General features: G+C 53.4%; 11 protein-coding genes. 7 read left to right on the forward strand and 4 right to left on the reverse strand.

Features of this window, described 5'->3' with window-relative positions:
• Positions 1–139 precede the first annotated feature (139 nt).
• On the forward strand, positions 140–1,198 hold the full coding sequence (locus tag ACJY2G_RS09140; RefSeq protein WP_430319171.1) for a glycosyltransferase family 9 protein: 1,059 nt from the start codon (positions 140–142) through the stop codon (positions 1,196–1,198).
• A 156-nt stretch (positions 1,199–1,354) separates the two neighbouring features.
• Complete coding sequence (gene sbcB / locus ACJY2G_RS09145; protein WP_430319172.1) at positions 1,355–2,782, forward strand: exodeoxyribonuclease I; 1,428 nt, start codon at positions 1,355–1,357, stop codon at positions 2,780–2,782.
• Between the two features lie 485 nt (positions 2,783–3,267).
• Here sbcB and ACJY2G_RS09150 read toward each other — a convergent pair whose 3' ends face one another.
• Positions 3,268–4,644, reverse strand: coding sequence for an APC family permease (locus ACJY2G_RS09150; protein ID WP_120161309.1), 1,377 nt, complete (start codon positions 4,642–4,644; stop codon positions 3,268–3,270).
• 461 nt (positions 4,645–5,105) lie between these two features.
• A complete protein-coding gene (locus ACJY2G_RS09155; protein WP_129639393.1) occupies positions 5,106–6,524 on the reverse strand; it encodes a glutamine synthetase family protein in 1,419 nt (472 codons plus the stop codon).
• 338 nt (positions 6,525–6,862) lie between these two features.
• Between ACJY2G_RS09155 and puuD the strand changes: the two genes are divergently transcribed.
• Genes puuD through ACJY2G_RS09170 form a run of 3 tightly spaced genes read left to right on the forward strand, consistent with a single transcriptional unit; the run spans position 6,863 to position 9,592 of the window.
• On the forward strand, positions 6,863–7,666 hold the full coding sequence (gene puuD, locus ACJY2G_RS09160; protein WP_120161306.1) for a gamma-glutamyl-gamma-aminobutyrate hydrolase: 804 nt from the start codon (positions 6,863–6,865) through the stop codon (positions 7,664–7,666).
• A gap of 4 nt (positions 7,667–7,670) precedes the next feature.
• Positions 7,671–8,228, forward strand: a complete 558-nt coding sequence (gene puuR / locus ACJY2G_RS09165) for an HTH-type transcriptional regulator PuuR (RefSeq protein WP_120161304.1) — start codon at positions 7,671–7,673, stop codon at positions 8,226–8,228.
• A 50-nt stretch (positions 8,229–8,278) separates the two neighbouring features.
• The gene (locus ACJY2G_RS09170; protein ID WP_112291937.1) at positions 8,279–9,592 is read left to right on the forward strand and encodes an NAD(P)/FAD-dependent oxidoreductase; all 1,314 of its coding nucleotides are present in this window, start codon (positions 8,279–8,281) and stop codon (positions 9,590–9,592) included.
• Between the two features lie 40 nt (positions 9,593–9,632).
• Here the strand turns inward: ACJY2G_RS09170 and ACJY2G_RS09175 are convergent, their stop codons facing one another.
• Positions 9,633–9,827 (reverse strand): hypothetical protein, encoded by a 195-nt coding sequence (locus tag ACJY2G_RS09175; RefSeq protein ID WP_112291939.1) that lies wholly within the window; start codon positions 9,825–9,827, stop codon positions 9,633–9,635.
• Between the two features lie 194 nt (positions 9,828–10,021).
• Here ACJY2G_RS09175 and ACJY2G_RS09180 point away from each other — a divergent pair, with 194 nt between their 5' ends.
• Positions 10,022–11,749 (forward strand): potassium/proton antiporter, encoded by a 1,728-nt coding sequence (locus ACJY2G_RS09180; RefSeq protein ID WP_112291941.1) that lies wholly within the window; start codon positions 10,022–10,024, stop codon positions 11,747–11,749.
• Between the two features lie 45 nt (positions 11,750–11,794).
• Here ACJY2G_RS09180 and osmE read toward each other — a convergent pair whose 3' ends face one another.
• Positions 11,795–12,127: an osmotically-inducible lipoprotein OsmE gene (gene osmE / locus ACJY2G_RS09185; RefSeq protein ID WP_112291944.1), complete on the reverse strand. Its 333-nt coding sequence runs from the start codon at positions 12,125–12,127 to the stop codon at positions 11,795–11,797.
• Between the two features lie 242 nt (positions 12,128–12,369).
• Between osmE and ACJY2G_RS09190 the strand changes: the two genes are divergently transcribed.
• A complete protein-coding gene (locus ACJY2G_RS09190; RefSeq protein WP_430319173.1) occupies positions 12,370–12,969 on the forward strand; it encodes a cupin in 600 nt (199 codons plus the stop codon).
• Positions 12,970–12,971: the final 2 nt, after the last annotated feature.

Consider the following 12,971-nt stretch of genomic DNA (forward strand, 5'->3'; position numbering starts at 1 on the left):
GGAATGCTGTTAAACGTGAAAGGCCCTGGGGGTAAGATTGACTTGGCGGATTGCGCCTAGGTAAAATCAGAAAATAATTCTGACAGTTATAATATGTTATGAAATGTTTTCATCTGGCTTAAATTAGGAAATTCAAGGAATGGCGTTTAAAAAACTCAGGCATTTAAACAGGAAAAAGAATATTTTCCTGAAAAAAGTCAAACTCGACGCCCAGTTATTATTCCTCGATAAAATAAAACGTCGCGAACCGGCACCCTTCTCAGAGAAGATGAATATCGTCATGCTCTGCAATGCGTTTGGTATTGGCGATGCGATTGTCATGAGCGGCCTGGTCAATGCCTTACATCAGCAGGGGCACAACATCACTATGTTGTGCGAAAAAAGAACGGCATTTATTTTCGAGCACTCCCCGCTGGTCGACAGTGTGATTGTTTTTGAAAAAACCAGTGACCTGAAAAAGATGCCGGTTAAATCCTATGACCTGCTGATTGATATCAATGATAAAAACCATTTAAGCCCGCTCAGATTTAAAATCATTAAAGCGCTGAATCCGAAAATTGCACTGACGCTGAACCAGAACCAATACAAGATTTACGATATATCAATCGGTTACTATCAGCCGCATAAACATACCAGCTGGCGTCACAGAGCCGTTCTTAATACGCTGGGCTACACGGATTCCGTGTGGCAATATGCACTGACTATTCCGGCAGAGATTGAAGCCACAACCGCACAATTTTTAAGCACGCTGAGTCCGGGAAAATTAGTGGTCATTAATCCATACTCCACCGAGCAAGCCCGCGATATGTCACCGGCTCAACTGGCAGAAATAACAACTTATCTGGCGAAAGACGCTCAAAATACGGTGCTGTATATCGGCACCCCGGCTCAGCTGGAAAAAATAGATAATGCTTCAGGAATTAAATTCTCATCACCTTCTTTCCTGCATGCTGCCGCGCTGATTAAAGCCGCAGACTTAGTTATTTCCCCGGACACGTCCGTGGTGCATTTGTGTAAGGTTTATAATAAAAATCTTATCTGTTTATACAACAACAAAGTGTATGGTCAGGGATATCAGAACAATATTGTGTGGGGGCCGGATTATGACAAAGCCACCCAGATTTTGTCACCGGGCAAGCGCGTTGATCAGATAACCACGGAAACCCTCATCACAGCGCTGGAAACGTCGGGCTTCTGAGGTTCCCTGAACCGCGCGTTACCTGCCAACATTCAGTATCTTCCTCAGCCATGGTATTCTCTGTGGCAGTGATTTCCTCTTTGCTTTGCACGCGTGACTCGCAGAAATATCACGCTGGCGTAAAGTGCCTTCGACTTAATAAGGCCTGCTTAACTAATGTCAGATAAACCGCAAAAAACCTTCTATTTTCATGACTATGAGACTTTCGGCAAGAATCCGGCGCTGGACAGACCGGCGCAGTTTGCCGGTGTCAGAACCGACGAAGATTTCAATATCATTGAAGAACCGCTGGTGATTTATTGCCGCCCTTCTGATGATTATTTGCCGGAACCGGAAGCGGTGATGATCACGGGTATTACCCCGCAAATCGCGCTGGAACGCGGCGTGATCGAAGCTGAGTTCACAGCGCAGATTCATAAAGCCTTCAGCGTACCGGGCACCTGCATTGTCGGATATAACAACATCCGTTTCGACGATGAAGTCAGCCGTAATATCCTTTATCGCAACTTTTACGACCCTTATGCCTACAGCTGGCAGAACGGCAATTCCCGCTGGGATTTGCTGGACGTGATGCGTGCCTGTTATGCGCTGCGCCCTGAAGGCATCAACTGGCCGGAAAATGATGACGGTTTCCCGAGTTTCCGCCTCGAACATCTGACCAAAGCCAACGGCATTGAACACGAGAATGCGCACGACGCGATGGCCGACGTGTACGCCACGATTGCGATGGCGAAGCTGGTGAAACAGGCGCAGCCCCGTTTGTTCAGTTTTCTGCTGGAACACCGCAGCAAGCATAAGCTGAATACGCTGATCGACATTCCCTCGATGGCACCGCTGGTGCATGTTTCCGGTATGTTTGGTGCCGCGCGCGGTAATACCGCGTGGGTCGCGCCGCTGGCATGGCATCCCGAAAACAAGAACGCTGTGATCATGTGCGATCTGGCCGGTGATATGTCGACGCTGCTAGATCTCAATCCTGATGAAATGCGCGAGCGTTTGTACAGCCGCCGCGACGCGTTACAGGCCGGGCAATCTCCGCTGCCGATTAAGCTGGTACATATCAATAAATGTCCGGTGCTGGCACCGGCAAAAACGCTGTTGCCGGAAAATGCCGAACGTCTGGGCATTGATCGTCAGCGCTGTCTCGAGAATCTGCAACTGCTGCGTCAGAACCCGCAGGTACGCGAAAAATTGGTCACGATGTTTGCCGAAGCCGAACCATTTACGCCGTCTGACGATGTGGATGCCCGTTTGTATGATGGTTTCTTCAGCGATGCCGACCGCGCCGCGATGCGCATCATTCTGGAAACCCGCCCGGAGAATCTTCCGGCACTGGATCTGACCTTTAACGATTCCCGCATCGAGCCGCTGTTGTTCCGTTTCCGTGCGCGCAACTACCCTGCCACGCTGACGGATGCCGAGCAAAAGCGATGGATGGCGCACCGGCAGACGAAGCTCACTGACGAACGTTTTCAGAATTATGCGTTAGAGCTTGAGGCGCTGTATAACTTGCATGAGGGGGATGTTGAGAAGATGGCGCTTCTCAAGGCGCTGTTTGAATATGGGAAGAAACTGGTGGGTTAATTTTTGGGGATTCCCCATGCGAAAGGGGAGGCTGCGAGCGGGGTTTAAAAGGCTAACACCATATCAAAGCCTGTTTCAATTTCTTGATTTCGCTTTAATACCCCACCCCAGCCCTCCCCTTCGCAGGGGAGGGAGCAGAGCAGTTAACTCACTCAACCACAGCGGTATGATTAAGCCGTCGTGTGTTTGCTCCTCCCCCTGCGAAGGGGGAGGTTGGGAGCAGTTAACTCACACAACCGCAGCGGTATGATTAAGCCGTAGTATGTTTGCTCCTCCCCCTGCGAAGGGGGAGGAGCAAAGCAGTTAACTCACTCAACCACAGCGGTATGATTAAGGCGTCGTGTGTTTGCTCCTCCCCCTGCGAAGGGGGAGGTTGGGAGGGGGTTTTAAAGGCTAACACTACGTCAAAGAAAACCTCAACTCATTGATTTCGCTTTAATACCTCACCCCGACCCTCCCCTTCGCAGGGAAGGACGCGGAACAAATCAAGCTTCCGGCGCAATCTCCCCGCTCATCTGCGGTGGCTGCTTGCGAAACGCATTAGTGATAAACGCCAGATACCCAAAGCCAATCGCGCCCCAGACTAAGCCTAATGTCATCGAACTCGATTCCAGGTTCAGCCACAGCGCACCGACGGTCAGCGCACCAATCACCGGTAAGACCAGATAGTTGATGTGATCTTTCAGCGTACGGTTACGTTTTTCACGGATGTAGAACTGTGAAATCACCGACAGGTTCACGAAGGTGAACGCCACCAGCGCACCAAAGTTAATCAGCGCAGTCGCCGTCACCAGATCAAAGGTCACCGCAGACATCGCCACAGCGCCGACCAGCAGGACGTTGAACGTCGGGGTACGCCATTTCGGATGCACATAACCGAACAGTTTTTCCGGGAACACACCATCACGGCCCATCACGTACAGCAGACGGGAAACACCGGCGTGCGCCGCCATACCCGATGCCAGAACGGTCACACAGCTAAAGCACAAAATGACGGACTGGAAGAACTTACCTGCCACATACAGCATGATTTCAGGCTGTGACGCGTCCGGATCTTTAAAGCGTGAGATGTCCGGGAAGTACAGTTGCAGGAAGTAAGACACCACCACGAAGATGATGCCGCCAATCAGCGCGGTCAGGAAAATCGCTTTCGGAATGACTTTGCCCGCGTTTGGCGTTTCTTCTGACAACGAACTGATACCGTCGAAGCCCAGGAACGAGAAGCACAGAATGGTCGCCCCGGTGATCATCGGCACCACGTGCGCATTCTCACTGAAGAATGGCTTGGTGGTCGCCAGCGTGCCCATGCCCTCGCCCATGTAAACGCCACGGACTAACAGACCCAGGAACACCACCATGATCGCCACCTGCACCACAACAATTATGCTGTTCAGGTTAGCAACGACCTTGATGCCGCGCAGGTTGAACGCGGTCATCATGCCGACCAGCGCCACCACGAATATCCATGACGGTACGCCCGGGAAAATGGCTTCCAGGTAAATTTTCGCCAGCAGGATGTTGATCATCGGCATGAACAGGTAGTCCAGCAGTGATGACCAGCCGACCATAAAGCCGACGTGCGGGCTGATGGCTTTTTGCGCGTAAGTATAAGCAGAACCGGCAGACGGGAAACGTTGCACCAGTTTGCCGTAGCTCACGGCAGTAAACAGAACGGCGATCAGCGCGAAAATATACGCGGTCGCGACGTGACCATCGGTCAGGCCGGACACAATGCCGAACGTATCGAAAATGGTCATCGGTTGCAGATAGGCAAGACCCATCATCACAACCTGAACCAGAGTCAGGGTTTTACGCAGTTGTACACGCTGAGTGGCCGGAGCGGCAGATGCATTAGCAGACATGGTTCAGCCCTCCCTGCATTGCAGACACCGGGCGCTTAAACGCCTCTGAAAGCAACGTACAGGGAAAACTTCGTGAGTTATTACCAGTAAACGGGGGAGTGATCTTCACGTCGCTGAACGCGGAGGTGAAGGCTGTGCGAATGTGGCCGCAGCTGAAAGTAGTACCGGCGGGCACCGGTACAGGTTTGAAGTATTGCCCCATATTACATTTCCTCATAGTGGCGACCGTTTTTAATTTGGGATCGCACACGAACCTTGTTATCTATCCGGATCTGGGTCCGGCCTCTGTTGAATTAGTTTGGGTACTGCATATATAAAAAAAATAACCGGCGCCTTTAAGCGTCGGTTATCTGCAGTGCGGCGTATTTTGCACAAATCACGCATAAATGACAACATTCAGAGGCGTTGAGTTACAAATTCTTTTCCAGCAATGAACATGATGCGCGGATTCGTTAACTGTCTTAAGCGTTACGTAACATCCAGTCTATCTCCGTTTCCGTCACCCTTCGCTCAAACTGCAACAACTCGTTCGATTTACAGGTGTGATAAACGTGCGAGAAACGCTCGCCTAGGATTTTTTTCAGAGCCGGCTGATCGTCAAAATCATACAGTGCATCGCTCTGGCGGATTGGCAGCGGAATGCCTTCCTGTTCCAGACCGTTACCGGTCACCGGTTCCGGCAACGGCAAGTCGTTATCCAGTCCATGCAACATGCCCGCCAGCACGGTGGCGACCACTAAATACGGGTTGGCATCGGCACCGGCCACGCGGTATTCGACACGGTGATCGGCAGTTCCGCCGCAAGGGACACGCAGTGCAACGGTACGGTTATTATGGCCCCACGACGCCTGCGTCGGCACATACATGCCCGGCTGGAAGCGGCGGAAAGCATTGACGTTTGGCGCTAATACCGCCATCGAGGCTGGCATTAAAGCAATCATTCCGGCAAGAGAGCGTTTCATCAGCTCAGAATCTTCGCCACCGGCACCGGCAAACAGGTTCTTGCCGTTGTCGTCTAGCACGCTGAGATGGATATGCATCCCGCTGCCCGCATATTCGTCATACGGTTTCGCCATAAAAGTGGCGTCCATATCGTGATTTTCCGCGACCAGCCGCACCAGACGTTTGAGCATCAGGGCGTAATCGCAGGCGCGCAGAATATTTTCGCTGTGGTGCAGATTGATTTCGAACTGGCCGGGAGAAGATTCCGCCACCGCGCCATCCGCAGGTAATCCCTGAATGTGCGCCAGACGGTCAATGTCACTGAGCACATCGGCAAAGTGATCCAGATTATCGACGGAATAAACCTGAGTATGCATGCTGCGTTCCTGCGTCCCCGGCGTACACGGCGGCTGAATATAACCTTCCGCATCGCGCTGCCTGTCGAGCAGATAGAACTCCAGCTCTACCGCTACCACCGGGAACAAGCCCCGCTGGCGCAATGTTTGCCAGATATGGTTCAGCACATTGCGTGGTTCAACGTTAAAGGGAGTGCCATCTTCGTCAAGCATAGTCAGAAGCAACTGGCCGATATGTTCAGGGTCGGAAGCCGAGGGCGTCAAGGTGCCGGGCACCGGGATACAGGTGCGGTCGGGTTCGCCCAGCTCCTGGCCTAATCCGGCTTCTTCCACGACATTACCGAGAATGTCCATGGCGAAAACCGATGCCGGGAAATAACAGCCTTTTTCGAGTTTACGGAGTGCTGAGACGGGAATGCGTTTACCGCGGAAGGAGCCATTGAGATCGGTGAGCAGGACGTCGACGTGAAGGGTTTGCGGGTGACGCTCCAGGTACTGAGTTACTTCATCCTGGAACGCGCTACTTCGCTCTTCAGCGTGCTTAGCGAGGGGTTCGCTAATCTCTTTCTTGATTTCGTTCATCAGTTCAGTCGCTTGCATAGGTTTTCCGCCATTTGCTGGTTTCCGGCATATCAGGCACCACCATGATGCCAGCCGGTTATCTTTACCGGGTCATTACCCTGTTCAACGCAGTGCGCTCATGTTGTCGCGATCCTCTCGAATGTGCTCAAAATAACGGCCATATGAATAACCCTAGCCTTAACATTAATTATTTGCAACACCTACATTCTCGCAACATATCCGTTTGAAAAGCGACCGTAGCGCTGCTAAATTGGTCAATAACAGGTCAATATTCTGAGCAGTTTCGTGCGGGGAGGCGCGTGCTGTCAGCAAATTCATCTACTCAACGAGGCGGTATTATGGGCAATATATTTTCCACGACATCCACGGGAAAAGAGACGCGCTACAGACCGGTCATTGGGGTAGTTATGTGTGAGAACACTGTCGATGAAAATCCGGCCCTGACTGTCCATGAAAAATATCTGGACGCCATCTTTAATGCCGATGCCCTTCCCGTCTGTCTTCCGCATGAACTGGCAGCACGCGAAGGCGCGATAGACCAGATTCTGCGCGGTCTGGACGGCATCTTCCTCACCGGCAGCCCCAGCAATATTGAGCCCCATCAGTACGGTGAAGAAGGAGTCGAGGAGCTGGCCGATCCCGGCCGCGACCGCCTGAGTTTGCAGTTAATCCGTGCGACGCTGGAGAAGAAAATCCCGCTGTTCGCCGCCTGTCGGGGATTGCAGGAACTGGTGGTTGCTACCGGCGGCAGTTTGCACCGTAAAGTGCAGGACGTGCCGGGCTATATGGATCACCGCGAAGACACCTCTTTGCCGCACGACGAGCAGTACGCGCTGGTGCATCCGGTGCATATCGAACCCGGCGGCTTACTTTCGGAATTGTTACCCGATTATCAGCAGTTTCAGGTGAACTCCCTTCACGGCCAGGGAGCCAACCGTCTGGGCGACGTACTGACCGTGGAAGCACGCGCACCGGACAATCTGGTGGAAGCCGTGAGTGTCCGCAATCATCCGTTTGCCCTTGGTGTGCAATGGCATCCGGAATGGCACAGTCTGACGGATCCCGTATCCCGCCAGCTGTTTGAGGCTTTTATCGCTGCCTGTCGCAAAGGCCATCAGGCCCGGAGCGCACGAGAGGAATAAACGGATGAGCGAAGTCAGTCTGGCGCCTGGTCGCCGGCTTTCTGAAATTCGCCAGCAACTCGGTATGTCCCAACGCAAAGCCGCCGAGTTGTCTGGCCTGACCCACAGCGCCATCAGCACCATCGAACAGGACAAAGTCAGCCCCGCCGTCAGTACGTTGCAAAAGTTATTGCGGGTTTACGGGCTGTCACTTTCAGAATTTTTCGCCGAGGAACATAAGAGCAGCGAGCCGCGGATCGTGATTAATGCAGCGGATTTAATCGAAATCGGCAGCCGAGGCGTGTCCATGCGCATGGTCCACAACGGCACACCGAACCATACCGTCGCCATGTTGCTGGAAACCTATCAACCCGGCAGCACAACCGGCGATAAGATCAAGCATCAGGGCGAGGAAGTCGGCACCCTGTTAGAAGGAGAAATCATCTTAACCGTCAACGGTCAGAGTTACCCGCTGCGTGCGGGGCAAAGTTATGCCATTAACACCGCGAACCCTCACAGCTTTAGTAATATTTCGACGCGGATTTGCAGGATTGTTAGCGCACATACCCCTAATACCTTCTAGTTGTCATCGACTCCGGGCGAGGCAACGGGAACCCAAAGAAGGATGTCACCATGAGTGCTCAAACAGGAAGTCCCCGCGCTGCCGGTGTGCCCCACACCGACAGCTATTATGCCAGCTCCGCCAACAACCATGCGCCGTGGCCGGAACTGACTGACAATATTGAGTGCGATGTCTGTATTGTCGGTGCCGGTTATACCGGCATTTCTTCTGCTTTATATCTGTGCGAAGCCGGTTACGACGTCGTGGTGCTCGAAGCCGCCCGCGTCGGCTGGGGTGCCAGCGGGCGAAACGGCGGACAGGTCGTTAATTCCTACAGCCGCGATATAGATGTGATTGAAGAACGTTACGGACGTCAGACCGCCGATATGCTCGGCAGCATGATGTTTGAAGGCGCGAATATTATCCGTCAGCGCATCGACCAGTACGCCATCGACTGCGACTATCGCCCCGGCTGTATTTTTGCCGCGCTCAGTGCGCGCCAGCTGACGAAATTGCGCGATCAGCAAAAGTTGTGGAATCGCTATGGTCATACCGAACTGCGGCTGCTGGATGAAACTGCCGTGCGCCGCGAGATCGCCACCGATCGTTATGTCGGCGGCCTGCTGGATAAAAACGGCGGTCATCTTCACCCGCTGAATCTGGTGCTGGGCGAGGCCGAAGCGGTGCGCCGTCATGGCGGACGTATTTTTGAAGGCTCGGCAGTGACACGTATTGACCACGGAGAACCGGCATTAGTGCATACCGCGAAAGGTCAGGTAAAAGCCAAATATGTGATTCTGGCGGGCAACGCTTATCTCAGTCAGCAGCTGGCGCCGCGCCTCACGCGTCTCAGCATGCCGTGCGGTTCGCAGATTGTAGCGACGGAACCGCTGTCGGATGACATGGCGTTATCGCTTTTGCCAAACAATTACTGTGTGGAAGACTGTAATTACCTGCTCGATTATTTCCGCCTGACCGCGGACAACCGCATGTTGTACGGCGGCGGCGTGACCTACGGCGGCAAAAATCCGCCGAATATCGATTCGGTGATCTTGCCCAAGCTCAACCGCACGTTCCCGCAGCTGAAAGGCGTGAAGATAGATTACCGCTGGGGCGGCAATTTCCTGCTGACGTTATCGCGCCTGCCGCAGTTTGGCCGGCTGGAAAACAACATCTATTACATGCAGGGAGACAGCGGGCACGGCGTGACGCTGACGCACCTGGCCGGGAAGCTGATCACCGAAATGCTGCGCGGCGACGCCGAACGTTTCGATGCGTTCGCCCGTCTGCCACACATGCCGTTCTTCGGTGGCCGCAACTTCCAGGTGCCGTTTACCATGCTCGGCGCGGCGTACTATTCGCTGCGCGATCGTTTAGGCGTGTAACCCTGTTCCCCGCAGATTACCTGCGGGGAACAGCGAATATTCAGCCTTTGCCCGCGACCGGAAAGTCACTGTCAGTGCCCACTTCGGGCAACTCATTCAGATCTGGCTCGATCCCCTGCGAAATGTAATCTTTTGCGGCTATCGACTGCTCATTGCCCGCCGCATCGCGGATCAGCACATGTTTGATCGCCCCGTCTTTCATCACCTCGCGGTGTACACCGGTATATTCACTCACTGTGGTTTCCTTTTTTATGAACTGCGCATAGATATAGCTCATCTTTAAGCATAGTTTTTTATTCTTAACTGCAACTAATAAAAATCTTAAATGAGCCCAGCAACGCGCTCATTTTCCTGATAAATTAGGGGGATTGTCACTGATGACGACACCGCACGCCCCCGCACCACTCATGCCTTACAAGGAGAACGCTCTTGGACGCCAGCACGATTAATACTCTTTTCTTTATTGGCGCCCTGTTAGTCGCAGCGAGCATTTTGCTCAGTTCGTTCTCTTCTAAGCTTGGCATCCCTATTTTGGTCATTTTCCTCGCCATCGGTATGCTGGCGGGCGTAGACGGAATTGGCGGCATTGCGTTTGATAATTACCCCGCCGCCTATCTGGTCAGTAACCTGGCGCTGGCCGTCATTTTGCTCGACGGCGGGATGCGTACCCGCGCCTCTTCCTTTCGCGTTGCGCTGTGGCCCGCACTGTCGCTGGCGACCGTCGGTGTCCTGATTACAGCCGGTCTGACCGGGCTGGCTGCCGCGTGGCTGTTCAATATCAACCTGATGCAGGGTTTGCTGATTGGCGCGATTATCGGCTCAACCGATGCGGCGGCGGTGTTCTCACTGATCGGCGGTAAAGGCCTGAACGAACGTGTCAGCGCCACGCTGGAAATTGAATCCGGCAGCAACGACCCGATGGCGGTATTCCTGACCATCACCCTGATCGACATGATTTCCAAGGGCCAACACGGCCTGAGTCTGATGTTTGTGGTGGATGTGGTGCGCCAGTTCGGCCTCGGCATTGTGTTTGGTGTCGGCGGTGGCTGGTTGCTGCACAAGCTGATTAATAAGATCACGCTGGCGGCCGGGCTGTATCCGTTACTGGCATTCAGCGGCGGCTTGCTGGTTTACGCCGCCACCATGGCGCTGGAAGGCAGCGGCATTCTGGCGGTGTATCTGTGCGGCCTGATGCTCGGCAATATGCCGATCCGCAACCGTCACGGCATTTTGCAGACCTTCGACGGACTGGCGTGGCTCAGCCAGATTGGCATGTTCCTGGTGCTCGGTCTGCTGCTGACGCCGAGCGATCTGCTGCCGATTGCTATCGCGGCGCTGGCGCTCTCGTTGTGGATGATCCTGCTGGCGCGTCCGCTGTCGGTGTTTGTCAGCCTGATCCCGTTCAAAAACTTTACCCTGCGCGAACGCGTCTTTATTTCGTGGGTCGGCCTGCGTGGCGCGGTGCCTATCATTCTGGCGGTGTTCCCGATGATGGCCGGACTGCCTAACGCCACGCTGTATTTCAACGTCGCGTTCTTTATCGTGCTGGTTTCCCTGCTGCTTCAGGGTACGTCGCTGGGCTTTGCGGCGAAGAAAGCCAAAGTACTGGTGCCACCGCAGCCGACGCCGGTTTCCCGCGTCGGGCTGGATATCGACGTGTATAACGACTGGGAGCAATTTATCTATCAGCTGGGCTCCGACAAATGGTGCGTCGGGGCGGCGTTGCGTGACCTGCAAATGCCCAAGGCGACGCGGATTGCGGCATTATTCCGTGGCAAAGAAATGCTGCATCCGACCGGCAGTACGCGGCTCAAAGAAGGCGATATTCTGTGTGTGATCGGCCAGGAAAAGGATCTGCCGGAACTGGGTAAACTGTTCAGCGACAGCAATAAAGTGGTGCTCGATGACCGCTTCTTCGGTGACTTTATCCTGCAGGCAGATGCGCCGCTGGATGCGATTTCACAGCTTTATGGTCTGAATCTGGAAGAGACGGTGGATCAGTCGCAAACGCTGGGACATTTTGTGATCAGGCTGCTCGGTGGTGAACCGGTTATCGGTGACCATATCGAATGGGACGGGCTGACGTGGACGATCGCAGAAATGGACGGGAATCAGGTGAGCAAAGTCGGCGTGAGGATTGTGACGCAGAAGGCTTGATGATTTAACGCCTTCCCCTCTCACGAGGGGAAGGCGTTAATTGAATTACTGACCAGCCTGCGGGTCTTTATCGTAGTCTGAACAGGACTGATAACCCTTATTCATGACATGACCGGTGTCGTTATAGCTAACGAAGTAGGTCTGAGCTTTACCATCACGCGGAGCAACCGCATAAGTCTGGCAAGTCCCTTTAGCATGGATAAGCGTGGCTTCAGTCGATGGTGGCCCTGCAATTGCACGAACCTGAGATTTGGTCATACCGACTTTAACGTCGCTGACGACAGGCTCTTTAACGTAGCTTGCTGCGCGATCGTAAGTCTGACACCCTGCCAATACAGAAACAGCTGTAGCAACCACAAGTAACATTTTCTTATTCATAAACTTCTCCTCCTGAGTACTTTTTGTATTGTTAAGCATAGAGGACATAAAGGATTTCGCCAGCCAATATGACTTTTATATGTTGATTGCTACAGATTTTAAGTTTTTTCTGATAACCGTCTCCCTCCCGCAACCCTTTTCTCTCAAATCTTTTTATGTTTCCAAAAAGAGGATTTTCAGGTTCTTTTGTTCTATACATGAATGAGGTAAGCCATTGATTGCGCGATAAGGAGCCCTGCCTGATGCTGTTGGATCGACGCCGGTTTGTTACTTTGCTGGGCGTGCTCGCCCTGATACCGATGCCACGTATGGCCTTCGCGACTGCCCGAGAGGTTGCTATGGATACACTGCTGATTAATAAACCCGACGGCGGTGTGCCGAATAACGCATTGCCGGTGCTGATTTATCACCGCGTCATTCCCCCCGATACCGCTGATAATGCGGAATACCTCGAACACCTTTTCCGCACCAACGGCTGGCCGCCGCAGTGGCGTTATCCGGTGTATACCTTTACGCATTTTCACTCCAACACTCATGAAGTGCTGGGCGTTTATGCCGGTAGCGCAAAGCTGCAACTCGGCGGCGAGCACGGAAAAATTATTGAGGTAAACGTCGGGGATGTGTTGTTGCTTCCGGCCGGGATCGGCCATAAACAAATTTCAGCCGATGAAGATTTCATGCTGGTCGGCGCGTATCCGCCGGATATGAAAGCTGACCTTTGTCATGACGAACTGCCACAACTGGCAGCACGCACCAGAGCGGTCAATGCCGTGCCGCTGCCCGCCACGGATCCGGTGACCGGACACACTGAAGGCAGCATGCTGGTGTGGCATAAAGAGTAAGA

Source organism: Rahnella sp. ATs2, from assembly GCF_051851855.1.
Classification (GTDB): Bacteria; Pseudomonadota; Gammaproteobacteria; order Enterobacterales; family Enterobacteriaceae; genus Rahnella; species Rahnella variigena.

Coding starts and splice junctions, on each gene's coding strand:
- ACJY2G_RS09170 (WP_112291937.1), top strand. CDS start 8,279: ATGAGTGCTCAAACAGGAAGTCCCCGCGCTGCCGGTGTGCCCCACACC.
- osmE (WP_112291944.1), bottom strand. CDS start 12,127: ATGAATAAGAAAATGTTACTTGTGGTTGCTACAGCTGTTTCTGTATTG.
- ACJY2G_RS09155 (WP_129639393.1), bottom strand. CDS start 6,524: ATGAACGAAATCAAGAAAGAGATTAGCGAACCCCTCGCTAAGCACGCT.
- ACJY2G_RS09190 (WP_430319173.1), top strand. CDS start 12,370: ATGCTGTTGGATCGACGCCGGTTTGTTACTTTGCTGGGCGTGCTCGCC.
- ACJY2G_RS09140 (WP_430319171.1), top strand. CDS start 140: ATGGCGTTTAAAAAACTCAGGCATTTAAACAGGAAAAAGAATATTTTC.
- puuR (WP_120161304.1), top strand. CDS start 7,671: ATGAGCGAAGTCAGTCTGGCGCCTGGTCGCCGGCTTTCTGAAATTCGC.
- ACJY2G_RS09150 (WP_120161309.1), bottom strand. CDS start 4,644: ATGTCTGCTAATGCATCTGCCGCTCCGGCCACTCAGCGTGTACAACTG.
- sbcB (WP_430319172.1), top strand. CDS start 1,355: ATGTCAGATAAACCGCAAAAAACCTTCTATTTTCATGACTATGAGACT.
- puuD (WP_120161306.1), top strand. CDS start 6,863: ATGGGCAATATATTTTCCACGACATCCACGGGAAAAGAGACGCGCTAC.